Genomic DNA, 26,591 nt, shown 5'->3' with positions numbered 1-26,591 from the left:
ATAAAAAAGTAGGGAGGAGCCAGCTAGATGCCATTTGTAATAACAGAAGCGTGTATTAATGAAAAAGCGGCAGATTGCGTGAATGTGTGCCTGTCGATTGCATCGTAGAAGGAGATGACCAATTCTTCATTAATCCCGATCTATGTATTGATTGCGGAGCTTGCGAAGTGGAGTGCCCGGTGAGTGCTGTTTTCTATGAGGAAGATTTACCAGAGCACTATTTAAAATATATTGATAAGACAGCGGAGTTTTTCAGAACCAAGTAAACGGTTAGTCGTTATACTAGAAAAGGCCGGAGCATGATGCCCCGGCCTTTTTTTATCGCTGTTCCTATTCAGTTTCGGATAAACGTAATTTCATCATTAATGCTATCAATGGTCAGTTCCTTCCCGTCCAAATACCAAGTATCATTGTCAACCATAAAAAAGGTAATTCCGCCTGACTCATAGCTGATACTCATATCTTGAGGGTCTGCCTTCATAATTCCAAAAGCAAAGGCATCTTCTCCACCCCCGCTATACCGTACGAAAATTCGTATGAAATCCCCTTGCTGGAAATCCCACTCCGCCGTAAAACAATGCACTGCCGCCTCTGTAACCGTAAGCTTCATGTATGGTTCCCCCCTGTTTGTTGCGTCTCTCTTTATTTTTTAAATATATTAAACATTTATGTATGTAAATTATGTTGAAAAATGATCATTCTGTCAACCCGTGGGGGAAATGAGGCTTAAGGGAAGGGGATGGTTCATCGCTCTTCCCTTTTGTGTTTGTCTAACTCAGCATGTAATCGGGCGTTTTCTCTTAATAAATCTGCATTTGCTTCAACAAGTCTCTGTACATCCGGAATGGCTTTGCCCGATACCCAACCAGGCAAATCCTCTCTTCTTGCATACTCTGGCAGCTTGTCCTTAATCACCATATGAATGTGCTGTCCGACTTCAATATGAAAGACAGGAACTTGCTTAACCACGGATTCCTTAAAGGCCTGGAATTTCGGATAGTTCTCCATCATGACAAAATCGTATGGCTTCTGTCTTAAGGCATCATCTGTAAGGACAAAAGCAAATCTAGGCTTACCGAGTTCTCCGGCATACTCAAATTCCCAGTGGGTATAGCTCTTGGATTCATCCGGAAGCATTAGACCATACGAGCCTCCGAGAATCAGAATGTAGATATCCGACTCCTGAATCCACCGCTCGATCAATTGTGTTTGATTATCCTTCAAAATCAGTTCCAAACCCGCAGGGATGTGGCCCGCTCTGAGCACAGCCTGCACAGCAGCTTGTCGTTCTTCTATTAAATCGTCAAAAGTAGATGAAATGAAGACTTGCAGTTTTTTGGTCATAAGCCACCTGTATTACATAAAATTTAGTATAAATCGTAGCATTGGATGACTTTCTGCGTCAATTGAATGGTTTATTGAAGCGACAGATATCTATTTTGAATTTGATAAGTGAGCAGTTGTAGTTATGATATTGTGTTTTACTAGCTTCGTTTACAGTAATAATATCATATGTTACTATGATCATAGTGTACTGATAACAATCTAAACTTATAAAATCAATAGGGTTGTTCTATACCTGTACTAACTCCAATAGAGGTGGAAATTTCATGGATCAAAAATCCTTGTACAAAACGGAAGCAGGGAAAGCTGCTGTTCTGAATATATATCATCAACTGCTTACCAAGCTTACGGTTCCTTATGAAGAATTGTATTTAAACACACGCCATGGAAAAACACATATTATCGCCAGCGGAGCGAAATCTTCACCACCGCTTATTCTTTTGCACGGGTCAGGTTCCAACGCCACCATGTGGGTAGGGGATATCGCGCATTATTCCAAGAGCTACAGGGTATATGCCGCTGATATTCCAGGTGATCCCGGAAAGAGTGAAGACATACAGCATTCGCTAAAGAGTCCGGCGTATTCCGAATGGATGGACGATGTGCTGCGCGGATTACAGCTTGAACAAGCAACACTGATCGGAATCTCGTTAGGGGCTTGGATGGCTGTTAATTATGCCGTGAAGCATCCGGAGAAGGTGGAGAAGCTTGTGCTGTTGTCGCCTTCCGGCATTGGGCCTCAGCGGGCGTTGTTCCTCTTCAAGGCCATGCCGTTTTTGCTCATGGGTGAGAAGGGGAGAGACAAGGTCTCGCGGCTTGTAAATGGAATTGTGGAGCTTCCGGAAGAGTCTTTGCAAAATACGAAGATTATCGCCCGCCATTTCCGCTTTCGCTCAGAGACGATCCCGATCTTCACAGATCAGGAGCTTAATCGCTTGACCATGCCTGTTCTCTTAATTGCCGGGGAAAAGGATGTTATGCTTCATTCGCAAAAGACCGCAGCCCGGCTATCCAGCCTGCTGCCTCATGCTAACATTCAGCTGCTTCCGGAATACGGTCATGTTCTGATCCGGCAGACACCCCGGATATTGCCGTTCTTATCAAGCAACTCAAAATAAGATACAAGAGCAGCAAATGAATTAAAAAAAGAGCAGAGGCCCTATCGGTGAAAGCGATAGAAGCCTTGCTCTTTTAGCATACCGTTATGTTTTTTTACAATTCTCAATCAATCCACATGAAAGGTAGAAGTATTCTCTTTCAGGATGACATCATGCGCTCCGCCTTCTACGAGACTCGTTGCAGATACGAGGGTAATACGCGCTCTTTCTTGCAGATCGTGGATAGATAAAGACCCGCAGTTACAGAAGGTCGATTTGATAATTCCCAGCGATTTATCCAAGTTTTCACGCAGGGTGCCTGCATAAGGAACATAAGAATCTACACCTTCTTCGAATAATAGTGTAGTTTTGCCGCCGGTATCGTATCTTTCCCAGTTACGTGCCCGATTCGATCCTTCTCCCCAGTACTCTTTGACGAAGTTGCCGCCAATCTTCACTTTTTTCGTAGGGCTTTCATCAAAGCGGGCAAAGTATCTGCCGAGCATCACAAAGTCTGCACCCATGGCAAGGGCAAGTGTAATATGGTAGTCATGCACAATCCCGCCATCCGAACAGATCGGAACATAAATACCGGTCTCCGCATAATATTCGTCTCTGGCTTGGGCAACTTCCTGTACAGCAGAGGCTTGTCCCCGTCCAATACCTTTCTGCTCGCGCGTAATGCAGATGGAGCCGCCGCCAATACCTACCTTGATGAAATCAGCACCGGCTCCAACCAGGTAACGGAATCCTTCACGATCCACCACGTTGCCGGCACCGATGACGACATCAAAGTTCTCTTTTACATATTGAACCGTCTCTGCCTGCCACTCTGTATAACCGTCGGAAGAGTCTATAACAAGCGCATCTACGCCGGCTTCAACCAAAGCGGGAACCCGTTCTTTATAGTCACGGGAGTTAATACCTGCGCCGACAATATAGCTTTTTTCGCTATCCAGCAGCTCATTCGGAAACTCCTTGTTTCTGTCATAGTCCTTGCGAAAGACCAGGTAGACCAGATTTTGCTTATCATCAATGAGCGGTAATGAATTGAGTTTGTGTTCCCAGATCAGATCATTGGCTTCTTTCAAGGTCATGCCGACTTTGCCGCAGATCAATGTTTCAAATGGTGTCATAAATTCACTTACTGGTTTGTCTAGTGGATCGCGCGAAATCCGGTAATCTCTCCCTGTAACGATTCCTAGCAGCTTACCAGTCGCTGTTCCGTCTTCCGTTATAGCAATGGTGGAGTGGCCATGCTGCTCCTTTAGCTCCAGTACATCTTTAAGTGTATCCTGTGGTTTAAGGTTAGAGCGGCTGATGACGAAGCCTGCTTTGAACGCTTTCACTTTCCGCACCATTTCCGCTTGGCTGCTGATGGACTGGGAGCCGAATAAGAAGGAGATCCCGCCATTCTGGGCAAGTGCAACCGCCAGCCGGTCATCAGATACGGCTTGCATAACAGCAGAAGAAAAAGGAATTTTAATCTCTAGAGAAGACTTCTCTCCGCGTTTGAATTTTGCAATCGGCGTAGTTAGATCCACTTTGTCAGGTGTACAGTCTTTTGTAGTCAAGTTCGGGACGAGCAAATACTCACTGAATGTACGTGAAGGTTCTGAATAATAATAGGCCACTTGGTAAATCCCCTCTCCGGTTTTAAAAGTCAATTCAATCCATTATCATGGCTTTGGCCTGCTGTCTGCCGGCCTCAAGAACTTTGTCACTCTCGCTAAGATTAACAACCGAGCGGGCCAACATAAGAGTGCCGACCATTGTACTAAGAAGCGCACTGCTTGCTGATGTGTTTTTCCCAGACACATTAGCAATAAAGTCAATAAATCGGTTCAGCTCACGGTTATAGATCAAGCGAATCTCCTGCGAAGACCTCGTTATTTCACTGGTGAGAATGGGGAAGAGGCAGCCTGTCTTCGCATCGTCCCGGTGAAATGTACTTAAATAATAGTCGATAACAGCATTGATTTTGTATCCGTGAGATTCCTTGTCGGCAATCTGTCCAAGAAGCTCCAGCGTTTCACTTACAACATGATGGCAAGCTTCTGAGAGCAGCTGCTCTTTGCTGCTGAAGTGCGCATAGAATCCGCCATGTGTCAGTCCCGCCCCTTTCATAATAATAGGAAGGCTGGTAGCCTGTATTCCGTTTACACGAAAGGCAATCCCTGCGCTTTCTATAATCTCTTTGCGAACCCTTTCTTTATGTCCTTCGGGGTAAGGCATGGCGGTCAGTCCTTCGTTGAAATTTTAGAGAATTATACTGATCATAATAAAAGATGTCAAATAAAATTTGAGATCAGGATATTCTCAGATATAGGGATTGACAAATATGATGAGTAAAATATATTATGATCACAATATTTAAAGGGAGGGATAATACATCAATTGAATGGATTCAGAATAACAGGCAATGATTAAAAATAAATAAATGATAAAGGAGCAAGCTACAATGAATATCTCACAACAAGTCGCACTGATCAGTGGTGCTAACCGGGGACTCGGCAAGAAGCTGGCATTGGAACTGCTGGACAGAGGAGCCAAGGTATATGCAGGTGCCCGTAATCCGGAAACAATTGATTACCCTGGGGTTATCCCGGTTCAGCTTGATATTACCAATCCGGAGTCGGTGGCTGCTGCAGCAAAGGCGGCAGGAGATGTGACACTGCTGATCAATAACGCAGGAGTTTCCACTAAGACAGATCTGCTGACAGGGCCACTCGAAGATATTAATCTGGAATTCAATACGCATTTCTTCGGCAATCTCTCCATGATTCGCGCCTTTGCACCAGTTATTGAAGGGAACGGCGGCGGTACGATTCTGAATATTCTATCGGTATTATCCTGGTTTAGCATTGGAGCTGATGCTGCGTATTCTTCGGCGAAATCAGCTGAGTGGGGAATGACTAATGCGCTTCGTCTGAGCTTGGCGGACAAGAACATTAGAGTAGCTGGCCTGCATGTCGGCTTTATGGATACAGATATGACTGCTGGCATTAATGCACCCAAGGCCGATCCGAAAGATATTGCGAAGATTGCCATTGACGGGGTTGAAGCGGGACTTTATGAGATCGTTGCTGACGATATCAGCAAACAGGTGAAGGCCGGACTCTCTGGTGAACTCTCGGGGCTGTATCCGCAATTTAAATAAGGATTATTTCCAGAAGATGACTCAGGGCTGTTTTCACGCTGTGATTCCGTAACAATCTGCGCCCTTTTCTAGAACGATAAGTCTCAAATTGTCAAATTCGTTTCAGTAGTAATAACCTTAAGCTGCGCCCTAAAGTTAGAGTGAAAAACTAGCTTTGAGGCGCAGTTTTTTATGTGCAGATGATTACTGGACCTGCTTGATGAATTTGCTGGCTGCTTGGGTTAGAGGCATATTACGCATGGTCATGATTCCGACATGAGTAGGGGGGAGAGTAATATCTAATTGGATTTCGAACAGAGAACCTTCCTCCAGTTCTTTCGCTACAAATTCTCTGGTCACATATGAGATTCCGAGTCCCCTGCGCGCAAACTCAATGAGCAGATCTACACTTCCGACCTCAATCTCAGGCTTTAACGTATAGCCATAGCTCTGGAATAGCTCCGTAATCGCCATCCGTGCCCGGCTATTACGTGAGAAGAGGATCACGGGGTATTGAAGCAATACTTCTACGGATAGAACGACATCTTTTAAAATGGCATATTGCGGGCCGGCGACAAAGCAATCTTGCAGTTGGATGGTCTCTCTGGCTTCAAGCTGGGGGTCAGCGATAGGGAGACGGACAACACCCAGATCAATGGTGCCTTCTTTTAAAAATGTCATAACCTCCGGCGTTGTTCCGTGGTTCAGGTGGAGCTTGATCCCCGGATGGTTCTTATGGAAGTCTTCCAGATAAGGAAGCAAATAATGCTTGAACAAAGAATCGCTTCCGCCGATTCGCAGTTCGCCATTGTCCAGATTTTTCAGCGCAGCCATCTTTTCTTCGGCCATGGAGATCAGCACCTGGGACTGTTCAATGTAAGAATAGAGGATGGTGCCTTCCTGGGTTAGAGAGACACCTTTGGAGTTGCGGTAAAAAAGAGTAATCCCAAAATTCTGCTCAAGCTGCTTAATCGCATGACTGACGCTGGGTTGGGTAAGATACAATGCTTTGGCTGCTTGCGTCAAACTTCCCGTCTTTGCGGCCCAATAAAAAACCTTATATAACTCATAATTATTAGTCATAGATGGTGTTTATAGCTCCTGTGAAATTTATTAATTACATGTATAGCTCCTAAAAGTATTATAGTGGAACTAAAGAAGAGAAACCACTGCTTAAAAGTTGTCAGAATGACTCAAAGTGCAGTTGCGGTTCCACTAGCATATCTCAGATATGCAGTGGCGCTATTGGAAGGAGAGATGACATGGATTCACATACCCTTGTTTTATTTGGAGCAACAGGCGATTTAGCCAAGAGAAAAATATACCCGGCCCTTTTTAATTTATTTATTGATCATAAACTGGCCTCACCATTGTCGGTGATTGGTCTGGGAAGAAGAGAGTGGTCGGATGAGACCTTTAAAAAGAATGTAGAGCAGTCGCTTAGGGATTTCTCCAGAAGAGCCCCTCAAGATGAAGCAGCTTTACAGGCATTTCTAGAAGCATTTCGCTATTGCACGTTGGATATAGGCAAAAAGGAAGATTATCAGAAGCTGCTGAAGCTCATTGAGCATCGGGAAGAAGAGCTTAGCCTTGAGCCGAACCGTCTCTTTTATCTGTCGGTGGGACCTGAGTATTTCGAAACCATTGCTGCCCAAATTCAGGACAACGGACTTGGTTCGGATGAGGGCTGGAAGCGTCTTGTGATTGAGAAGCCTTTTGGTCATGATTTGAAATCCGCTAGAGTTCTGAATGAGAAATTAAGTGTTGCCTTTGCTGAATCTGAAATTTTCAGAATCGATCATTATCTGGGTAAGCCGGTCGTGCAGAAGCTCGAAGCGCTACATCAAGCCAATCCTGAGATTAAGGCGCTATGGAGCAATCGGAAAGTGGCCAATGTACAGATTACGGCAAGCGAGACGGTAGGCGTTGAAGAGAGAGCGGGTTATTACGATCATGTCGGTGCGGTCAGAGATATGTTCCAGAACCACATGCTCCAGCTGCTCATGATGGTTGCCATTCATATTCCGGATAAGGTGAGCGCTGATGAGGTAAATGAGGTACATCTTCACAAGAAACGGGTAATGAAATCTCTGGAGCCGCTGCACAAGCACAGTGCTGCTGCTGGTATCATTCGGGGGCAATATAAGGAAGGCAGTATTCAAGGCAAGCCGGTTGCCGGTTACACGTCAGAGCCAGGCATCACGCCGGACTCTATGAATGATACTTTCATTGCTGCGAGATTGCAGATTAATGATAGCGACTGGGAGGGTGTACCTTTCTATATCCGCACCGGTAAACGAATGATGGACAAATCTACGAGAATCGTAGTGGAATTCCAAGAGGAAGCTACGCAATTGGCTGCAACTGCTGAGAAGAGCAAAGCTCCGAACCTGCTGGTACTGGAGATGAGCCCCGGCGAAGGAATTACGCTGCAATTTAAAGGGCCAGCCTTTGAACCTGCAGGGGAGTTTAGCCCGATTCAAGTAGAATTGCCGGAAGGACGCGGTGATGGCCGCGAAGCTTATGAGAATCTGATTCATGATGCCCTGCAGGGAGATCCTTCATTCTTCGCCCATTGGGATGAAGTCGAATTGTCCTGGGAGTGGGTACAGCCGATTCTTGATGCCTACGAAGAGAACATGGTTCCTCTTCAACTGTATGCCGCAGGAAGCTGTGGTCCTGCTGAATCGGATGCTTTGTTAGCCAAGGATGGATTCCATTGGTGGTTCGATGATAGCGCGAAGCAAGAGAGTAAGACGCTGAAAGAGGAGTCGCTGGTTTAAAGGCGCACCGCTAAATAAGATGAATTTAAGATTCAAACATAAGATCCGGCGCCTCGTCGGTGAAGATGGTCTTTCGATCGCTTTTGTCCCCCTGGACTTCATAAAGATCATCAAAGACATGGAATTCCCAATTAACAGCATTTTTGTATCTTATATTTCTTGTTTTTAGGTGAAATGAGGAATTAAGAGCATTATTGTAGCTTGTTTTGCGAAAAATACCTTACAGGGCCGGATTCTGAAGATATAACATACAAAAATGCCGCTATTTACACTTGGCAGCAGCGTTTTCTCAGAGAATAGTCAACTTAACACACTACACCCAAAAACGGAGGTTATTCAAATGAAATTTTTTATCGATACAGCAAATGTGGAAGATATCAAGAAAGCCTACAAAATCGGTGTTCTTTCTGGCGTAACCACCAACCCGTCTTTGGTTGCCAAAGAAGGCGTGAAGTTCGAGGATCGTATCGCTGAAATCCTGCGTGAAGTGCCTGAGGTCGAATCGGTATCTGCGGAAGTTACCCCTGATGCGGTAACGGCTGAAGAAATGATCGCCCAAGCGAATGAACTGATCAAGATCAACAACAATGATAAGAACATTACCATTAAACTTCCAATGACGCTTGAAGGACTGGAAGCCTGCCGTTACCTCACTAAAAAAGGCGTGAAAACCAACGTTACGCTGATCTTCACCGTGAACCAAGCGCTGCTCGCTGCTCGTGCCGGTGCCACGTATGTATCACCATTCCTGGGCCGCCTGGATGATATCTCTGAAGACGGTGTGCAATTGATTGTGAAGATCGCTGAATTGTTCCGCATTCATCAACTGGATGCCCAAATTATTGCGGCTTCCGTTCGCCATCCGGACCACGTTACACGTGTAGCACTGGCAGGTGCACATATTGCGACCATTCCTTTCGCTGTTATTGAACAGCTGTCCAAGCACCCACTGACTGATCAAGGGCTGGAGAAATTTGCTGCGGACTGGAAGAAATCAGTTCAGTAAGAAGAAGTAAGTCACAAGTGAGTGTTAAATTTGATTTGATTATTCTAACGCACTAACGTTTTGAAGAACAAAAAGAGGTGCTGAACAAACGCTTATCAGCAGGTTCTGCATCTGAGCAGAAGTAACATTGGGGGAGAAGTGAACATGAAAAAACAGCAGATTGGTGTAATTGGTTTGGCAGTAATGGGGAAAAACTTGGCACTCAACATCGAAAGCAAAGGATTCTCTGTGGCATTGTTCAACCGTTCAGCAGATAAAACAAAAGAATTGCTTGCGGAAGCACCAGGCAAAAATTTTGTCGGTACTTATAGTGTTGAAGAGTTCGTGCAAGCCCTGGAGGCGCCTCGTAAAATTCTGATCATGGTCAAAGCAGGCGAAGCTACAGACAGCACGATTAATCAATTGCTGCCTTACCTGGATCAAGGGGATATTCTGATCGACGGCGGGAATGCTTATTTCCCTGACACCCAAAGAAGAAATAAAGACCTGCAAGCCCAAGGCTTCCGCTTCATCGGCGCTGGCGTATCCGGCGGGGAAGAAGGCGCGTTGAAAGGCCCGGCGATTATGCCAGGCGGACAAAAGAGTGCGTATGAATTGGTGGAACCGATTCTGACTGCAATCTCTGCTAAAGTGAACGGGGACCCATGTTCCACTTACATTGGTGAAGATGGTGCGGGCCACTATGTGAAGATGGTGCACAACGGAATCGAATACGGCGATATGCAGCTGATTGGCGAAGCGTATCACCTCTTAAAAGATGTGCTGAACGTGAGCGCAGAGGAATTGCATTCGATCTTCTCAGAATGGAATAAAGGCGAGCTGGATAGCTATCTCATCGAGATTACGGCAGATATTTTCGCTAAGAAGGACCCTGAGACCGGCAAACCTATGGTGGATGTCATTCTGGACTCCGCAGGTCAAAAAGGAACCGGCAAATGGACCAGTCAAAGCTCCTTGGATCTTGGCGTACCCTTGTCCATTATTACAGAATCCGTATTTGCACGCTTTATCTCTGCCATGAAGGAAGAGCGCGTCGCAGCAAGCCAGAAGCTAAGTGGTCCTTCGGCAGCAGGCTTTACTGGTGATAAAGAACAATTTATTGAAGCGGTCCGTAAAGCATTGTATGCCAGCAAAATCGCCTCCTATGCGCAAGGTTTTGCTCAAATGCGTGCGGCTTCCGAGGAATACAACTGGAACCTCAACTATGGCAGCATTGCGATGATCTTCCGCGGGGGCTGTATCATTCGCGCAAGATTCCTGCAAAATATCAAGGATGCGTATGATCGTGATCCGGCACTCAAAAACTTGCTGCTCGACGAATACTTCGCTGAGATCGTACAAAATTATCAACAGGCTTGGAGAGAGGTTATCAGTATTGCTGTTACCCGCGGAATTCCGGTTCCGGCCTTCACTTCTGCATTGGCATACTATGATAGCTACCGTACGGAAAGACTTCCGGCGAACCTGCTTCAGGCACAACGTGATTACTTCGGTGCCCATACCTTTGAACGTGTAGATAAAGAAGGCAGCTTCCACTTCCAATGGATGGACAACAACGAATAAGATATAACGGATGGTTGCAAATAGATAAAATCCCCTCAGGGTGACGGTGAAGAACGAGCACATGATAATGTGTGTTCAACACCGTCGCCAGAGGGGATTTTTTCATGGCTAAGTTGCCTTGCGGGTTTATGTTTAGCCGGAGATTTCCGTAATCTTAACCATCTTGCTGGACATATCGGACCACAGGTCCAAATCAAGGCCCCGGTTCATCAGTGCGCTGCCGCTTAGCGGCTGCTCGAAGCCGTCGACCTGATACAGCGAATCATTCTTTAGGCCGCGCAGGTAGATGCGAGGGGAGTGATTTTGGAATTTCTGCGGATGCATCAGTGCAAAGAGTACGGATTCCCGCTTGTCTGTAGTCACATACTGCACAGCAGTCGTGCTGCCTTCTCTTGGCGAAAGCAAGCGATACTGGTCACCTTTTTGAATGATATGGCGCGTCGCTTTGTACTCCTCCACCCATTTCCCGGATTCTTCGAGCTCTTCCTCAGACCAGTTCAATAGGTTACCGCCAATACCCAGGGACCCCATCATCGCGGAATGGAACCGGTAGGCGACAGATGCTGCACGGTTCTTCACCCATTTACCTGCGTCGGCAACCCAGCACATCATGGATTGCGCATTGTAAGCGAGCGAGTAGCCTTCTTGGATGAAGAGACGCTCATAAGGATCAGTATTGTCACTGGTCCAGACCTGATCGGTCAATTGCATAATGCCGAGATCGATCCGTGCACCGCCACCGGAACAGGCCTCGAACGCGACAGCCGGATGCTTGGCGCGCAGACGGGCAAAGATGTCATACAGCCCTTGCACGTGACGCACCCATACTTCTTTGTGTGTCTCCTGTGGAGCGTCCAGCCAGCCAACTTCGCTGAGAGAGCGGTTCATGTCCCATTTGACAAAAGCGATATTGTTCTCGCTCAGCAAATTGTCCATCATCTCGAAAATAAAGGATTGTACCTCTGGGTTTGCCACATTAAGTACCAGTTGGTTTCTGCTCTCGGTACGCGGACGATTAGGGAAATGATACACCCAATCCGGATGAGTTCTGTACAGGTTGCTGTCGGGATTGACCATCTCCGGCTCCACCCAGATGCCGAATTTCATTCCCAGTGACTCGACCTTATCAATTAGCGGCTTCAGGCCGTTGGGGAATTTCTCCGGGTTGACTGTCCAGTCGCCGAGTCCGGCACGGTCATGATTGCGCTCGCCGAACCAGCCATCGTCAATAACGAACAGCTCCACGCCCATCGCAGCCGCTTTTTCCGCCAGCTTCGTTTGTCCTTCTTCGTTAACATCGAAGTAAGTCGCTTCCCACGAATTGTACAGTACAGGACGCAATCCTTCTGAAATTGGCTTAGGCAGTACATGTTCGCGCTGGTAACGGTGGAAGTTGCGGCTTGCTTGGCCGAAGCCCTCACGCGTATAACCGCCGACAAAAGCAGGAGTCTGGAACTTCGTGCCTCCAGCCAGATGCCAGGAGAAGTCGAAGTCGTGAACGCCGCCGCTCACCTGTAGCAGCTTGAACGGACTGTATTCCACAGTAATCTTCCAGTTGCCGCTCCATGCGAGCGCCCCGAACCATACTTCGCCATGGTCTTCTGTCGCCGTTCCACGGTCGATGGCAAACCACGGATTTGCCTGACAGCTAGTATTCCCGCGTCTGCTCTCCAGCGTTTTCTTGCCAGGGGTAATCTCGTCCTGATAGATTTGGGTCTCTTCAATCCATTTGCCAGCCAGATGGGTCAGCCGGTAACGGTCGCCTCTTGGCGCATGCCATGTTGCGGAGAGAGATTGATCCAGCGTGATGGCTTCCTCACCAGTATTTTCGATCACAGCATAACGCTCGAGAATATCATGCTTCGGATAGAGACGGTAGTGCAGATGCACAAGCAGCGGATAGACGGTATCTTTTAGTACGATGATTAATTCTTCGTGTTCATCGCCAAGGATAATCTCATGATCTTTGTAGACCAGTTTAGTGTCCCGTACCTGATCCGGGAAGGTCGCTTTCAGGCAAGGTTCATAATAGTACATCCCGCCCCAAGCCGGGAATTCCTGCTGAAGAATCCCTTCGGATGGCTCGAAGGAAGAATGACGAACGATTGATTTATCAGAAGCCGGTAGGTCTGTAAGGTAAGGAAGCTTTGGGCCGTAGTATAGATGCTGTAAAGTGCCGTTCTCATGAACGCCCAGACCGTACGATAAGTTGGTTCCTTGAAGGAGCCAGCGTGATGTTTCTTTGTCATATAACAATGCCAATGAAATCGCCTCTTTTCTTTAGTGAATATTTACTTAATAAATATATAATAATTAACTAAAAAAAGAAAATGATTTTTATCATCTTGAGTATAACTAATGAATATTGATATAGAAAACGCTTTTAAGTATATAAATGTAAATAATTATTGCTAAGCGGAAAATGATCTGCTATTATTTAATCACTGAATAATTAATTTAATTCACTAAATAAATAGTCTCCTCACCCTACTTTTTTCACTGTCGCAGCTAAATGAAATATGGTGGTGTTGTTTTCACTGTGGTGGAAATAAATTGTTAACTTCCATGAAATCATTTAGAATTAAGTATTAATCTACATATAGACAGGGTGAAATCATGGCAACGATTCGTGATATTGCAAAGCTGGCAGGGGTGTCAAGTGTGACCGTCTCCAGAGTACTTAATAAGGACAACACATTGTCGGTATCTGACGAAACCAGACAACGCATACTTACCATCACCGAGGAACTGAACTACCAGACGCCGCGTAGCCGCAGGGCAGCGAGCAGCAAGGAAACGCCAGAGGACTCCGAGTTTTCGAACATTAAAATTGGCACGGTGATGTTTTTGACCGAAAATCAGGAGGAAGATGACCATTACTTTCATGCGATCAGACAGGGAGTCGAGAAAGAGTGTGTAGCATCCGGCATTAGAACGGCTGATATCTTCAGAATGGAGCTGTTTGAGAGCCCGAAGATGGAATTCGGTGATGTCGACGGTGTGATTTTTATCGACAGATCGTACGATTTCAATATCCAGAATGTAAAAACATTAAAGCATGTAGTCTTTGTCGATTCCGCTCCCGATGTGGAAAGCTTTGATTCCGTGGTGATTGATTTCGAACGAGTGGCAAAGCTTGCACTGGATCATCTGTTTGGTCTTGGACATACAAAGATCGGTTATATCGGAGGTAATCGTACTTACGGCAAGGACCAGCGGCAATTCTACTTTGAGCGCTATATGAAAGAAAGGGAACTACTTAATCCAGAGCATGTTTATATGGGGGGCTGGTGGATTCCGGAAGGTAACCGGTTAATGAAAGAAGCCATTTCGAAAGGTGATTTGCCGACAGCTTTTTTTGTTGCTAATGATGCACTGGCAATCGGAGCGATTCATGCTATCAAGGAAGCGGGGCTGCGTGTACCTGAAGATGTGGCGATTGTCGGGTTTAACGATATTGATATGGCGGAGTATACGAGTCCTCCACTTACAACTATCCGAAGTCAACCTGAGCTGATGGGACGAATGGCAGTGAAACTGCTGATCGATCAGATTAAGGGCAGAGAAGCCCCGGTACAGGTGGTTGTACCTGCCAAACTAATTGTGCGTAACAGCTGCGGGTCTTAGGCCCGCAAGCTTATTAAAGGAGGTGAGTACAATGTAAGGCTGCTGCTTAGTGAGGATGGGATACTTGCATAGGAGACGGGGCAGTTGCGCGCTTGAGGTTTATGTTCTTATTTTTCTAAGTTGATAAATAGTATTCAAGTGTGGTCAGATCATGGAAAATTGACGAGGGGTGTTTAACAAATGCATAAATTGAAACCGCTTTCATTGATTTCTTTGGTTTTTGTTTTGCTTTTCTCGCTGACGGCTTGTAGCGGCGGTAATCAAAATTCGCCTTCTGCTTCCCAGAATGCAGGTAATACAGATAAAGCGGATGCTACTAATGAACCGGTAAAAGAAGAAGAACAACAAGAAGCCAAGCCGGAAGAGACTTACGACCTTGGCGGAAGAGAAATAAAAATTGGCGCTTGGTGGGATGGAACACCAAAAGCTGACACGCCTGAAGGTGAGAAAGCGATTCAGAAGCAAGAAGAGGTCGAGAAGAAGTACAACGTCAAGATCAAATATGTCGCTGTAGACTACTTTGAACTTGCTGAGAAATTTACTTCTACCGTGATGGCGGGCGATCCATTCGCTGACATTATGCTGGCACCTGCGGCTTATATACGAAGCTTTGTGAAAGGTGGATATTTGACAGCGCTTGATGACGTGATGAATGTCAAAGAGGAAACGAAGCTTTCGGACAGCATCATTAAAGCAGGTGGTTACGGAACAGGCAAAACCTATGGCTTTGTAACAGGTCCACCACTCTTCGATAACACTGGAGTTCTGTACAACAAGCGTCTCTTCGAAGAAGCGGGCGTACCTACACCTGAAGAGTATATCGAAAAAGGGGAATGGACTTGGGATACCTTTGTAGATGTCGCGAAGAAATTAACGAAGAGCAAGGGCGGTAGTGGAAAAATCGATCAGTGGGGCCTCACAGGGTCGCCGTTTTCTCTATCTACAGCTTCAATCTATTCTAACGGTGGCGTAATTTTTGATGAAGATACACAAAAGGTAGCAGTAGATTCTCCTGAAGCGATCGAGGGCCTTGAGTTCGCGAATAAGCTCTACAACGAATACAAAGTAGTCAAAAAAGATGAGGGTAACGACTGGGAAGATCCAGCGAGATACTTCAGAGAAGGGCAAGTTGCCATGTATCCGGTGCAATTGTTCGAAGTCGCTCCGCGCTTCCAAAACCAGATGGTAGACCCATATGTATTTGTACCTTTCCCAAGCGGACCTAAATCTGGCGGCCAGTTCATTATGGGGATGCCGCAATTGCACGTGAATGTCATTCCACGTGGAGTAAAAGAGGCGAAGGTTGTCTACAAAATTTGGGAGGATCTGCAAAGCTTCGATACCATTGATGAAGATAACCAAACGATTGCTGAGTCCTGGTTTGATGATGAAAATTCTGTTAACAACGCAATGAATACATTTAAGATTATGAAATTTGCGCGTTATGCTGGCCTTGGTGTCGAAGATAACTTGAGCCAGTTGTATCGTGATATCATAGCTGGAAAAACAACTCCGTCAGCAGGGGTAGCGAAAGTGTTCCCTGCTCTGCAATCAGCAGCAGATAAAGTTCTAAAAGGCGAATAGTCTATTTTGGAGAGAAGGGAGTAGACAACCGGGTGAAGGATGCCTTTGAGAGCTGCTCCCTAAGTTGTACAAGTGAGGAACTTAAATTATCAGGCAGGGTAGGGGATTGCGTTGAATATGCCTAAGATGTTGCGCGTCGTTATTGCATTTGCCATCCTGTGTACGACTGTGATTCCCATGAAGGGAGGAACAGATAACGGGCAACAGATCCATGCGGCAGGAGAGAGCAAGACGGAACAGCCGGAAATTATGGAAGCGTTTCAAATGGATAGCTATGACAGCTATTTACAGGAACATAAGGATGCAGGCAGACCATCACAAGATATCGTAATTCATGGTGGGGATTACGTGAAGTTCGATGGCTCAGAACCGAAGAAGGTAAGTTCGATCGGAGATCTGGAGGGGTCGTTCGTAGAGAGTTATGATACGGGTTCGATCTCATGGGAGGTTAGTGTCCCTGAAAGCGGACTGTACAACATGACTCTTAATTATTACACCCTCGAAGGCAGATCGTCTTCTATCGAGAGAGAACTTCTGATTGACGGGAAGCTCCCGTTCGCTGGCGCAAGAAGTTTTATCTTCCCAAGGCTTTGGATGAACGAGAAGCCGCAGGTTGAACAGGATAATCAAGGGAATGACATCCGTCCCCGCCAAATTGAGGCTAGTGGTTGGCAGGAGATTCCTTTCCGGGATGCAGAGGGCTTTTATGAGAAGCCGTATGCTTTTTATCTGTCGGCTGGTCAACATACAGTTACGCTGAACTCTATTAAGGAGCCGATGGTGATCGGCGAGATTAAGTTCGGTCAGTTCGATACACTGCCTACTTATGAAGAGGTGAAGGAACGTTATCAGAAGCTGGGACTACTAGAAGCAAAGGGACAACAAGTGAAGGTACAGGGTGAGAATGCAATCTTCAAATCCGCACCAACATTGTACCCGATCACAGATCGTACCAGTCCAAGTACGGAACCAAAATCCATTTCGAAGATTCGTATGAATACCATAGGCGGCAATAACTGGCGGATGCCGGGCGATTCCATTACTTGGGTGATTGAAGTGCCGGAGGATGGACTTTACAAGCTTGGCATCAAGAGCAGACAGGAGTTTTTGCGCGGGGTGTACTCTACTAGAACCCTGTATATCGACGGTGAAATTCCTTTTGATGAAGTGCGGGAGATTCCTTTCAATTACTCAAGTGACTGGAGGATGACTACGCTTGGGAGCGAGCAAGAGCCGTATCAATTCTATTTGACTAAAGGAAGTCATGAGTTGAAACTTGCGGTCAGCCTGGGTTCCGTTGCCCCGCTGATCCGTCAGGTACAGAGTAGTATTCTAGAGCTTAACTCCATTTATCGGAAAATATTGATGATTACGGGTAGTGTGCCGGATCCGTTCCGGGATTACAATCTGGAGCAGAAAATTCCAGAGATGACGGCTGTCTTTGAGAAACACAGTAAAATTCTAACAGGTGTATCCCATCAATTAAACGAGATCACAGGTGAGAAAAGCGATCAGGTGGCAATTTTGACGAAAATGGCCTATCAGCTTGAAGACTTGGCTAAGCATCCAGAGACACTGCAGAATCGTCTGGAATCTTTCAAAATCAATGTTGGCGGTCTCGGAACCTGGGTTCTGCAGGTTAGAGAGCAACCACTCGAAATTGACTATATCGTTCTCGCTTCCCCTGAGCAGAAGATGCCTAAAGCGGCGGCATCCTTTGTTAGCAAAGCCAAGCATGAGGTAACGAACTTATTTAGCTCGTTCTTTACGGATTATAACAGCATGGGGAATACGAGTGAGAGTGAACGGGCAGTAACGGTTTGGGTAGGAACCGGACGTGACCAGGCACAGGTAATTAAAGCGATGACTGACGATACATTTACTGAGCATACCGGAATTAGTGTGAATTTGCGACTAGTCACTCCTTCTGTACTTATGCCCGCTACCCTATCAGGACAAGGGCCTGATGTAGCGATGCAAATTTCGAATGATATTCCAGTCAACTATGGGATGCGGAATGCCATTGTGGATCTGACTCAGTTCAATGATTACGAAGAGGTTGCCAAGCGATTCCGGGAGAGTGCGATTACCCCGTACAAATTCCATGATGCTGTATTCGGTTTGCCAGAGCAGCAGGTGTTCCCTATGCTGTTCTATCGCAAGGATATTCTGAACGAGCTTAACTTGAAAGCTCCACAGACCTGGGAAGATATGTATGAGATCATTCCAGTGCTCAAGAAGCATCATATGGATTTGGCGTTACCCCTGGCTCAGACCGTTGGGGTCTCCACACTTGAACCGAGCAAAGCCTTTGCGATGCTGTTGTATCAGCAAGGCGGCGAGTTCTATAACAACGATGGCACTAGAAGTGCCCTGGATTCTGAACCGTCTATGCAGGCTTTCCGCCAGTGGACTGACTTCTTCGTGAACTATAAGTTCCCGCTTCAGTTCGATCTAACGACTCGTTTCCGGACAGGTGAGATTCCAGTCGCGATCACGGATTACACATTCTATAATACGCTGGCGGTATCCGCTCCAGAGATTAGAGGACTGTGGGACTTTACGGTTGTTCCTGGACTTGAACTGAAAGATGGAAGCATTAAACGGGATGTATCAAGCGGTGGCTCGGCTGTCATTATGATGGAGCAAACGAAGGACAAAGAAGCAGCTTGGGAATTCATCAAATGGTGGACCAGTAAGGAAACACAGGTACGCTTTGGCCGGGAAATGGAAGGACTCATGGGTGCAGCAGCCCGTTATCCAACCGCGAATGTGGAAGCTATGGAAGAATTACCATGGCCAAGTAAGGATCTCCAGAACCTGAAAGAGCAGTGGGATTGGGTGAAGGGCGTTCCTGAGGTGCCTGGTGGGTATTACACCGGTCGCAACCTTGATAATGCTTTTAGAGAAGTCATTAACAATAAGACGAACACGAGAGACGCTCTCTATGATTACGTGGAAGAGATCAATCGGGAGATCGAGTTTAAGCAAACAGAAATCAATCTGAAGTAGAGACCGAGGTGATCTGAGTTGCAGCAAACCAATACATTACCGGCATCCGCGGGTGAGACTTCGCCGCAGAAAGGCGTGAGCACCAAGCAGAGTAAACTCCGGTTTAATTTGAAGCGAATGAAGAATGACAAGCATCTCTACGTGTTGATTGCTCCATATATGGTGCTGTTCTTCATTTTCACTGTGCTTCCGGTTGTCATGTCCATGCTTATCAGTCTTACGTACTTTAACATGCTGGAGTTTCCACGCTGGGCAGGCTGGAGCAATTATACAAGGTTGCTGCTAGATGATGATATTTTTCTGATCGCTCTGAAAAATACGCTGATCTTCGCAGTGATTACGGGTCCGGTCAGTTATATTGCCTGCTTCGTATTTGCCTGGTTAATCAATGAGCTTAGGCCAAAGGTTCGGGCCTTTATGACCCTTGTCTTCTATGCACCTTCGATTTCCGGGAATATCTATTTCGTATGGCAGATTATGTTCTCTGGGGATTCGTACGGTATTGTAAACGGTTTCCTGATGAGGACCGGTTTTATTAATGAACCGATCCTATGGTTCCAGAATCCGAAGTATACGCTGATGATCATTATTATTGTTCAGCTATGGCTAAGTCTCGGAACGAGCTTTCTGGCGTTCATTGCCGGTCTGCAAACTGTCGATAAGACGTTGTTCGAGGCGGGAGCGATGGACGGTATTCGCAACCGGTGGCAGGAACTATGGTATATTACGCTGCCTTCTATGCGGCCACAGCTGATGTTCGGGGCGGTTATTCAAATCACGGCATCCTTTGCAGTGGCAGACGTAGCGATGAACTTAGCGGGATTCCCAAGTGTACAGTATTCCGCACATACCATTGTTACCCACTTGATTGACTACGGTACAATTCGATTTGAGATGGGGTACGCCTCAGCGATTGCCACAGTATTGTTTGGTATTATGCTGTGTTCCAACCTGGTGATTCAGAAAATGCTTAGAAGGGTGGGTGAATAGGCCGGTGAGACTAGCACTTAAATTCAGATTGAGCGGGGAGAAGAGAATTAACCGCTCGTGGCAGGTGGACCTTTTCTTATTCCTTCTTCTAGGCCTGTTCGGCGCCTTTATGGCTATTCCATTGATCTATGCGATCAATAATGCGTTCAAGCCGCTCGATGAGCTGTTTCTGTTTCCGCCTAAAATTTTTGTGCGGAATCCTACCTTTAATAACTTTCCTGATTTGTTCCATCTGATGGCCAAATCGTGGGTTCCTTTTTCACGCTACATTTTCAATACGGTGTTCATCACCCTGGTCGGTACGGTCGGGCACGTTCTGCTCGCTTCGGCAGCAGCCTACCCGCTGGCTAAGTACAATTTTATCGGTTCTAAGACCCTCTTCTCGATTGTTGTACTGTCGCTGATGTTCTCCTCGCAGGTGACGGCGATCCCGAACTATATGACGATGTCCTGGCTGGGATGGATTGATACCTATTGGGCAATTATTGTTCCAGCGTTTGCGTTTCCATTGGGGCTGTACTTGATGAAGCAGTTCATTGAGCAGATTCCGATGGCATTGATTGAATCCGCTAAAATTGACGGCGCAAATGAATACCGTGTATTCTGGACGATTGTTATGCCGCTGGTGAAGCCGGCGTGGTTCACGTTGATTATCTTGTTGTTCCAGATGCTATGGGCAACCGATGGAGGTAGCTTTATCTATAGTGAGGAACTAAAGACCATGCACTTTGCGATGGGACAGATTATTCAAGGCGGTATAGCCCGGGCAGGTGTAGCAGCAGCGGTAGCTCTGCTATTGATGAGCGTTCCGATGGCGATGTTCGTGATCACTCAGAGCCAGATCATTCAGACGATGGCATCTTCCGGAATGAAGGAATAGCACGGGAGGAACGAAAATGAAGCTTATTAAGTCAATTGGCAAAATAGTGCTTGTCTTAACAACGGTAAGCTTATTGGCATCACCGCTTCAAGCGGGAGCTGCTCCCTATGAGGGCTACAGCTACTCTTACTGGGGAGATAGTGTGAGTACCCCTAATGCTTACACTCCGGCAGGTACGATTGATGGCACTGAGCAAGGCATTGGTAAGCTTTTGGAACCGAGCGATATGTATGTTGCTGAGGACGGCTTGCTATATGTATTGGATGCAGGGAACGGACGAATTGTCGTCTTTGATCAAGACTGGCGGGTTGTTCGAGAGATTCGCGGCTTTGTTCAAGATGGACAGAAAGAGAAATTCAATAATCCACAAGGGATCTTTGTTACGAAGCACAATCATATCTATATTGCCGACACTGAAAATCGCAGAGTGGTGGAACTAACAGGAGAAGGGGAGTTTGTGCGTGTCATTGGAGCCCCGAAGTCTGAAGTCATCCGCTCCGGGTTCGAATATTATCCGATTAAGGTCTCTGTAGATAAAGCCGGTCGAATCTATGTTGTCGGCAGAGGGGTCTTTGATGGAATTATCGAGCTGGATTCGGGCGGCAACTTCACTGGTTTTATGGGAACGAACCGGGTGAAGTTTGATGCATGGGACTACTTCTGGAAGAAGATGTCGACTAAGGAGCAACGCAGTAAGCTGGAACAATTTGTTCCACTAGAGTTCAACAATGTGGATCTGGACAGTGAAGACTTTTTGTATACGACGACATCTGAGCTCACCTCTAGCGATCCGATTAAGCGGCTGAACCCTGTCGGAGAGGATGTCTTGCGGCGCCAGGGCTATTGGTTCCCGAGAGGGGACATTTATTCCATGGGAAATAGTGAAAGTTCGCTCTTGATCGATGTTAAAGTCGGTGAGAACGGGGTATATAGTGCGCTTGATTCCCGGAAGGGGCGTGTATTTACCTATGACCAGGACGGGAATTTACTGTACATTTTCGGTCGGATGGGCGAGCAGGAAGGCACGTTCCGTACCCCTGTTGCTTTAGAGCGTAGAGGGGATCATTTCCTGGTGCTTGATAAGGCGATGAATCGAATCAGTATTTTCAAGCCTACCCGTTATGGTGCATTAATTAATGAAGCGAATGAACTGCTGTTCTCCGGCAAGTACGATGAGGCAGAACGCAAGTGGAGAGATCTGCTTAAGCTAGATGCCAATAATGAAATCGCTTACGTAGGTATTGGCAAGGTGCTGCTCCGCCAAGGAGAGAACAAGCAGGCACTGGAATATTTGAAGCTTGGTTACGACAGGGAGTATTATTCCAAGGCATTCGGCAAATATCGCAAAGAGGTAGTGCGTGAATACTTTGGGACAGGGATGACCATCGTGATCGTCTTGGGTGTAGCTCTGGGGGGCTTCAGCTTCTTCAGAAGAAGGGCGAGAGGGAAGGTGAATGCAAATGTTACGTGAGATGACCAAAACCCCGTTTTATGTGCTGCTTCACCCTTTTCAAGGGTTCTGGGATTTGAAGTATGAGAATAAGGGCAAACTGCGCGTTGCCCTGTCCATGCTACTACTGCTGACGGTGGCGACCATTCTGCTACGGCAGTACGCAGGTTTTGTTGTTAACTTTAATTATCCCTATGATCTCAATAGTATTAATGAACTGCAATATATTGTTCTGCCATTCTTTCTATGGTGCGTAGCGAACTGGTCTTTGACGACACTCATGGATGGTGAAGGAAAATTCAAGGACATTGTGATGGCCACTGGCTATGCGCTGCTTCCGCTGGTCTTGATGAGATTTGGGAATGTGCTTATCAGTAACATCATTACTACGCGCGAATCGGCCTTCTATTACATGATAGATTCCCTATCTGTACTATGGTTTGTCTGGCTGCTATTTATCGGCACGATGACGGTACATCAGTATACAGTTCTGAAGACTATTGTTACGATGCTGCTAACCTTGCTTGTTATGGGCATTATTATGTTCCTGGGGTTGTTATTCTTCAGTCTGCTTCAGGAAATGATCGGTTTCGTGGTATCCATCTATAATGAGATTTCATACCGCATCTAGGAAGGAGGCTGGCAGACGTGAAAAACAAATGGAGAGCGGCAGTTGCTGTGGCAGTTGTAATTAGCTTGGTAACTGCTGGAAGCGGGTCAATCGGGCAAGCTGGAAATGTTGCTGCTGCGCCCAATTCCCTGGATGCGCCGTTAACTCAAAGTGATTCGTCAGAACAGGAGATTCATTCTTCAGATGCAGCCGCGGCAACGGCTGTAGCGTCAATGACGCTGGCTGCTGAGAATGAAGCATTGGCACTTTACTATAGTCCCAAGACGACAGAAATTGCTGTCAGTAATAAGAAGGATGGTACTGTCTGGTTCTCGAACCCGCAGGATCGGGATCAGGACGGTAAGGCGTCTGGGATGAATAAATCCATGTTATCCAGCCAATTGCTGCTGAATTTTTCGGATAAAACAGGCAAGCCGCAGCAATATAACAATTTCAATCAGAGTGTAGAGTACGAGCAATTTGAAATTGAGAAGCTGGGTGACGGGCTTAAAATCGTCTATACCATCGGGGAAAAGCTGCGCGGTGTAGAGCAGATTCCAAAGTTCATAAGTGAAGAACGTTTCCAAACACTGATCCTGGATAAGATCAAGGATGAGAAGAAGCGAAAAGATGTCCTGAGCAGATTCAACTTAAACGAGAATAGTAAGCTCTATGAGCGGCGTGATACGGCCTTGAAAGGTATGGCCCTAACGAAGATGCTGCGTACGCTAGAGGAAATCGGATATGGCGAAGAAGAGATGGAGATTGACCGTAAGAATAGTGACGCTGTCAGCCAGGCCTCATTCGTGATTCCGGTTACTTATCGTCTTGATGATGATCAGCTCGTAGTGAATGTATCCGCTGAGAATATTCAAAACAAAGGTTTCTATCTGCACTCGGTTTCTGTGTTGCCTTACTTTGGCGCTGCGGGTACCAAGGATCAGGGCTACATGTTCGTACCTGACGGCTCTGGGTCGCTAATTCATCTTAATAACAATAAGCTGACTGCCTATGGTTATAATGTGCCGTTGTACGGAGCCGATTCCGTTAACTTGCCGAAAAAGCAGGTGTTAGGCGGATTAACGGCTCGTTTACCGGTGTTCGGCATGAAGAAGAACGATGCAGGCTTTGTAGCCATCGTAGAAAATGGGGACGGAATCGGACGTATTGAAGCCGATATAAGCGGACGGGCGAACTCGTACAATTATGTGTTCAGTAGTTATGAGATCACTGGTTCTGATCCGCTTGCGCTGACAGGATTCTGGATGCAGCAGTCGGTTCCCAAATTCCAGGAAAGACCTTATAACGGCGATATTACCGTTCGCTACGCTTTCTTGCAAGAAAAGGATGCAAGCTACAGCGGGATGGCTTCCTATTACCGTTCGTACTTCATTAAGAAGTATGGGCTTGCGAAGCTGCACGAGCAGCAGCAAATTCCGTTCACTGTGGAATTGATTGGTGGTATTCCAACGAGGAAATTCTTCTTGGGTATTCCTTATAGTTCTTATCAGCCACTTACTACGTTCAGTCAGGCACAGGACATTCTTAATCAGCTTCAGACTGATGGTATCCACAATATTAAAGTTCGCTATACCGGATGGTTCAATGGCGGGCTTAATCAGAAGATCCCATCCTCTGTATCTGTGGATAGCAAGCTAGGTGGTAAAAAAGGATTCGCGGAACTACAGGATTTTGCGGGCCGTAACGGAATTACGCTGTATCCGGATGTATCATTCATGAGAGTGCTTCAGGATAAAGGGGATTTCAAACCGAAAAGAGATGCGTCACGCACGATGAATGGCGTAGTAGCAACCGTCCAACCCTACGATTTGGCTAGTTATTACAAGCTTACGTATTTGGAGCCGACCTATCCACTCTCTCCTGCAAGGCTTCCTGTAGTAGTAGATAAATTTATGACCCAGTACAACAAGCTTGGGCAGAAGGGCTTGTCTCTACATGATATGGGAGATGAATTAAATTCCGACTTTAATACAAAGAATGTCCTTACCCGGGAAGAGAGTAAGAAGGCGGTGGAAGAGCAGCTAGCAAAGCTGCACACGTATCCGAATCTGATGGTATCTGGTGGTAATGCTTACACTCTGCCTTATGTAGATAGTGTCGTTAATGCACCGCTTGAGAACAGCGGCTATAACCTTACGGATCAGAGTGTGCCTTTTTATGAGATGGCGCTGCATGGATATATCGATTATGTGGGGGAAGCACTCAATCTCTCGGATGAGCAGGATACTCGTTATCATGTTCTAAAATCACTGGAGACGGGCTCCGGGCTGTACTTTACTTGGTTCTACGAGAAACCATCTCTGGTTAAGGAAACCGGGTTCGACTATCTGTATTCTGCGAGCTATCAGAATTGGATGGATGAGGCGAAGTCGACCTATGCCGAAGTGAACAATGTGCTTAGTAAAGTACGGACTCAGATTATAAAGGATCATCAAATGCTAGAAACAGGTGTCTATCAGACCACCTATGAGGATGGAACATCAATAGTAGTCAACTATAATGATTATCCATTCAATGTAGGGGGCGCTGCTGTTGAAGCGATGGGATACCTTATGGGAGGCGAGCGCAATTGAAGCAACCTAGAATCGGGCTAACGCTGCACCAGCGGCAAAAGTATAAAGGAGTATGGTTTATTCTCCCATGGTTTGCCGGATTCCTGTTATTGTTCCTTGTGCCGCTTATTAATTCGCTGCGCTATAGCTTCAGTACACTGAAGGTGAACGATAATGGATTTTCTATGCAATCTGTAGGTTGGGCTAATTTTAAGAATGCTTTGTTTCAAGATGAGCATTATGTACGAACGTTGACTGAATCCATGGCGAACATGGCCATCAATGTACCGCTCATTGTTATTTTCAGTTTGTTCGCAGCGGTCCTGCTGAATCAGCAGTTTAAAGGAAGAGGACTGGTTCGGGCCATATTCTTCTTGCCGGTCATTCTGGCCTCTGGCGTTATTGCGGCTGTCGAAAGCGGGGATTACACCCAGGGGATCATCAAAAGTGCAACTCAGTCTTCAAGCGGTGAGTTTGCGATGTTCCGTAATCTAGAGCTAGCGAAGCTGCTGCTAAACTCGGGAGTTAATTACCAAATAGTTCAATACCTGGTCGAGGCGGTCAACCGGATTTATCAGATCATTACCGCCTCTGGCGTACAGATTCTAATCTTTGTAGCAGGCTTGCAATCCATTTCCGGATCGCTTTATGAAGCCTCCAAAATTGAAGGTGCAACAGGATACGAATCATTCTGGAAAATTACGTTTCCGATGATCAGCCCGTTGATTTTGACGAATGTGATCTATTCGATCATTGATAACCTGCTTACAAGCCCAACGACCCAGCAAATTCGGGATACGGCCTTCAAGTCGTACCAGTTTGGACTTAGTGCAGCAATGGCTTGGATCTATTTCGTCGTGATCTCGATCTTCTTATGGCTAGTTACGATGCTCATTTCCAGAAAAGTATTCTACTACGACTAAGTTAGGAGGG

20 protein-coding genes and 1 pseudogene are annotated in these 26,591 nt (G+C 46.3%); 15 read left to right on the top strand and 6 right to left on the bottom strand.

What is annotated here, in order from left to right:
• Positions 1–27: 27 nt before the first annotated feature.
• Positions 28–266 (top strand): annotated as a pseudogene (locus ACFVRY_RS18065) (indolepyruvate ferredoxin oxidoreductase subunit alpha).
• Between the two features lie 68 nt (positions 267–334).
• On the opposite strand, the gene ACFVRY_RS18060 reads toward ACFVRY_RS18065, so the two are convergent.
• Complete coding sequence (locus ACFVRY_RS18060; protein WP_387501658.1) at positions 335–610, bottom strand: HesB/YadR/YfhF family protein; 276 nt, start codon at positions 608–610, stop codon at positions 335–337.
• A 134-nt stretch (positions 611–744) separates the two neighbouring features.
• Complete coding sequence (locus tag ACFVRY_RS18055; protein WP_387501657.1) at positions 745–1,344, bottom strand: DUF4062 domain-containing protein; 600 nt, start codon at positions 1,342–1,344, stop codon at positions 745–747.
• Between the two features lie 266 nt (positions 1,345–1,610).
• Here ACFVRY_RS18055 and ACFVRY_RS18050 point away from each other — a divergent pair, with 266 nt between their 5' ends.
• Positions 1,611–2,462, top strand: a complete 852-nt coding sequence (locus tag ACFVRY_RS18050; protein WP_387501656.1) for an alpha/beta fold hydrolase — start codon at positions 1,611–1,613, stop codon at positions 2,460–2,462.
• Between the two features lie 107 nt (positions 2,463–2,569).
• On the opposite strand, the gene ACFVRY_RS18045 is transcribed toward ACFVRY_RS18050, so the two are convergent.
• Positions 2,570–4,075, bottom strand: coding sequence for an IMP dehydrogenase (locus ACFVRY_RS18045; protein WP_387501655.1), 1,506 nt, complete (start codon positions 4,073–4,075; stop codon positions 2,570–2,572).
• Between the two features lie 34 nt (positions 4,076–4,109).
• Positions 4,110–4,676 carry a TetR/AcrR family transcriptional regulator gene (locus ACFVRY_RS18040; protein ID WP_387501654.1) on the bottom strand — a complete coding sequence of 189 codons (567 nt, stop codon included), beginning with the start codon at positions 4,674–4,676 and terminating at the stop codon, positions 4,110–4,112.
• 226 nt (positions 4,677–4,902) lie between these two features.
• On the opposite strand from ACFVRY_RS18040, the gene ACFVRY_RS18035 reads away from it, so the two are divergent.
• Positions 4,903–5,601, top strand: coding sequence for an SDR family oxidoreductase (locus tag ACFVRY_RS18035; RefSeq protein ID WP_387501653.1), 699 nt, complete (start codon positions 4,903–4,905; stop codon positions 5,599–5,601).
• A gap of 183 nt (positions 5,602–5,784) precedes the next feature.
• Here ACFVRY_RS18035 and ACFVRY_RS18030 read toward each other — a convergent pair whose 3' ends face one another.
• A complete protein-coding gene (locus ACFVRY_RS18030) occupies positions 5,785–6,663 on the bottom strand; it encodes a LysR family transcriptional regulator (RefSeq protein ID WP_387501652.1) in 879 nt (292 codons plus the stop codon).
• A 179-nt stretch (positions 6,664–6,842) separates the two neighbouring features.
• Here ACFVRY_RS18030 and zwf point away from each other — a divergent pair, with 179 nt between their 5' ends.
• The 3 genes from zwf (at position 6,843) to gndA (ending at position 10,932) form a co-directional block, all read left to right on the top strand.
• Positions 6,843–8,363 (top strand): glucose-6-phosphate dehydrogenase, encoded by a 1,521-nt coding sequence (zwf, locus tag ACFVRY_RS18025; protein ID WP_387501651.1) that lies wholly within the window; start codon positions 6,843–6,845, stop codon positions 8,361–8,363.
• Between the two features lie 340 nt (positions 8,364–8,703).
• Positions 8,704–9,369 carry a fructose-6-phosphate aldolase gene (gene fsa, locus ACFVRY_RS18020; protein WP_387501650.1) on the top strand — a complete coding sequence of 222 codons (666 nt, stop codon included), beginning with the start codon at positions 8,704–8,706 and terminating at the stop codon, positions 9,367–9,369.
• A gap of 144 nt (positions 9,370–9,513) precedes the next feature.
• On the top strand, positions 9,514–10,932 hold the full coding sequence (gene gndA, locus ACFVRY_RS18015) for an NADP-dependent phosphogluconate dehydrogenase (protein ID WP_387501648.1): 1,419 nt from the start codon (positions 9,514–9,516) through the stop codon (positions 10,930–10,932).
• 132 nt (positions 10,933–11,064) lie between these two features.
• Here the strand turns inward: gndA and ACFVRY_RS18010 are convergent, their stop codons facing one another.
• Positions 11,065–13,194 (bottom strand): alpha-galactosidase, encoded by a 2,130-nt coding sequence (locus ACFVRY_RS18010; protein WP_387501647.1) that lies wholly within the window; start codon positions 13,192–13,194, stop codon positions 11,065–11,067.
• Positions 13,195–13,548: 354 nt separating this feature from the next.
• Between ACFVRY_RS18010 and ACFVRY_RS18005 the strand changes: the two genes are divergently transcribed.
• The 9 genes from ACFVRY_RS18005 to ACFVRY_RS17965 all read left to right on the top strand — a co-directional run bounded on the left by ACFVRY_RS18005 (position 13,549) and on the right by ACFVRY_RS17965 (position 26,581).
• Complete coding sequence (locus ACFVRY_RS18005) at positions 13,549–14,559, top strand: LacI family DNA-binding transcriptional regulator (protein WP_387501646.1); 1,011 nt, start codon at positions 13,549–13,551, stop codon at positions 14,557–14,559.
• Positions 14,560–14,739: 180 nt separating this feature from the next.
• Positions 14,740–16,143: an extracellular solute-binding protein gene (locus ACFVRY_RS18000; protein WP_387501645.1), complete on the top strand. Its 1,404-nt coding sequence runs from the start codon at positions 14,740–14,742 to the stop codon at positions 16,141–16,143.
• Between the two features lie 117 nt (positions 16,144–16,260).
• Positions 16,261–19,155, top strand: coding sequence for an extracellular solute-binding protein (locus ACFVRY_RS17995; RefSeq protein ID WP_387501644.1), 2,895 nt, complete (start codon positions 16,261–16,263; stop codon positions 19,153–19,155).
• A 117-nt stretch (positions 19,156–19,272) separates the two neighbouring features.
• Entirely contained in the window at positions 19,273–20,145 is an 873-nt protein-coding gene (locus ACFVRY_RS17990) for a carbohydrate ABC transporter permease (RefSeq protein WP_387501788.1), read from the top strand.
• A gap of 4 nt (positions 20,146–20,149) precedes the next feature.
• On the top strand, positions 20,150–21,025 hold the full coding sequence (locus ACFVRY_RS17985) for a carbohydrate ABC transporter permease (RefSeq protein WP_387501643.1): 876 nt from the start codon (positions 20,150–20,152) through the stop codon (positions 21,023–21,025).
• 16 nt (positions 21,026–21,041) lie between these two features.
• A complete protein-coding gene (locus tag ACFVRY_RS17980) occupies positions 21,042–22,496 on the top strand; it encodes a gluconolactonase (protein WP_387501642.1) in 1,455 nt (484 codons plus the stop codon).
• On the top strand, positions 22,480–23,106 hold the full coding sequence (locus ACFVRY_RS17975; protein WP_387501641.1) for a Yip1 family protein: 627 nt from the start codon (positions 22,480–22,482) through the stop codon (positions 23,104–23,106). Before ACFVRY_RS17980 ends, ACFVRY_RS17975 begins: the two co-directional genes overlap by 17 nt.
• Before the next feature lie 17 nt (positions 23,107–23,123).
• Entirely contained in the window at positions 23,124–25,679 is a 2,556-nt protein-coding gene (locus ACFVRY_RS17970) for a DUF5696 domain-containing protein (protein ID WP_387501640.1), read from the top strand.
• On the top strand, positions 25,676–26,581 hold the full coding sequence (locus tag ACFVRY_RS17965) for a carbohydrate ABC transporter permease (RefSeq protein WP_387501639.1): 906 nt from the start codon (positions 25,676–25,678) through the stop codon (positions 26,579–26,581). Before ACFVRY_RS17970 ends, ACFVRY_RS17965 begins: the two co-directional genes overlap by 4 nt.
• Positions 26,582–26,591: the final 10 nt, after the last annotated feature.

This window comes from Paenibacillus sp. NPDC057934 (genome assembly GCF_042887565.1).
Classification (GTDB): Bacteria; Bacillota; Bacilli; order Paenibacillales; family Paenibacillaceae; genus Paenibacillus_AQ.
This window is presented reverse-complemented; position numbering and strand designations above follow the sequence as displayed.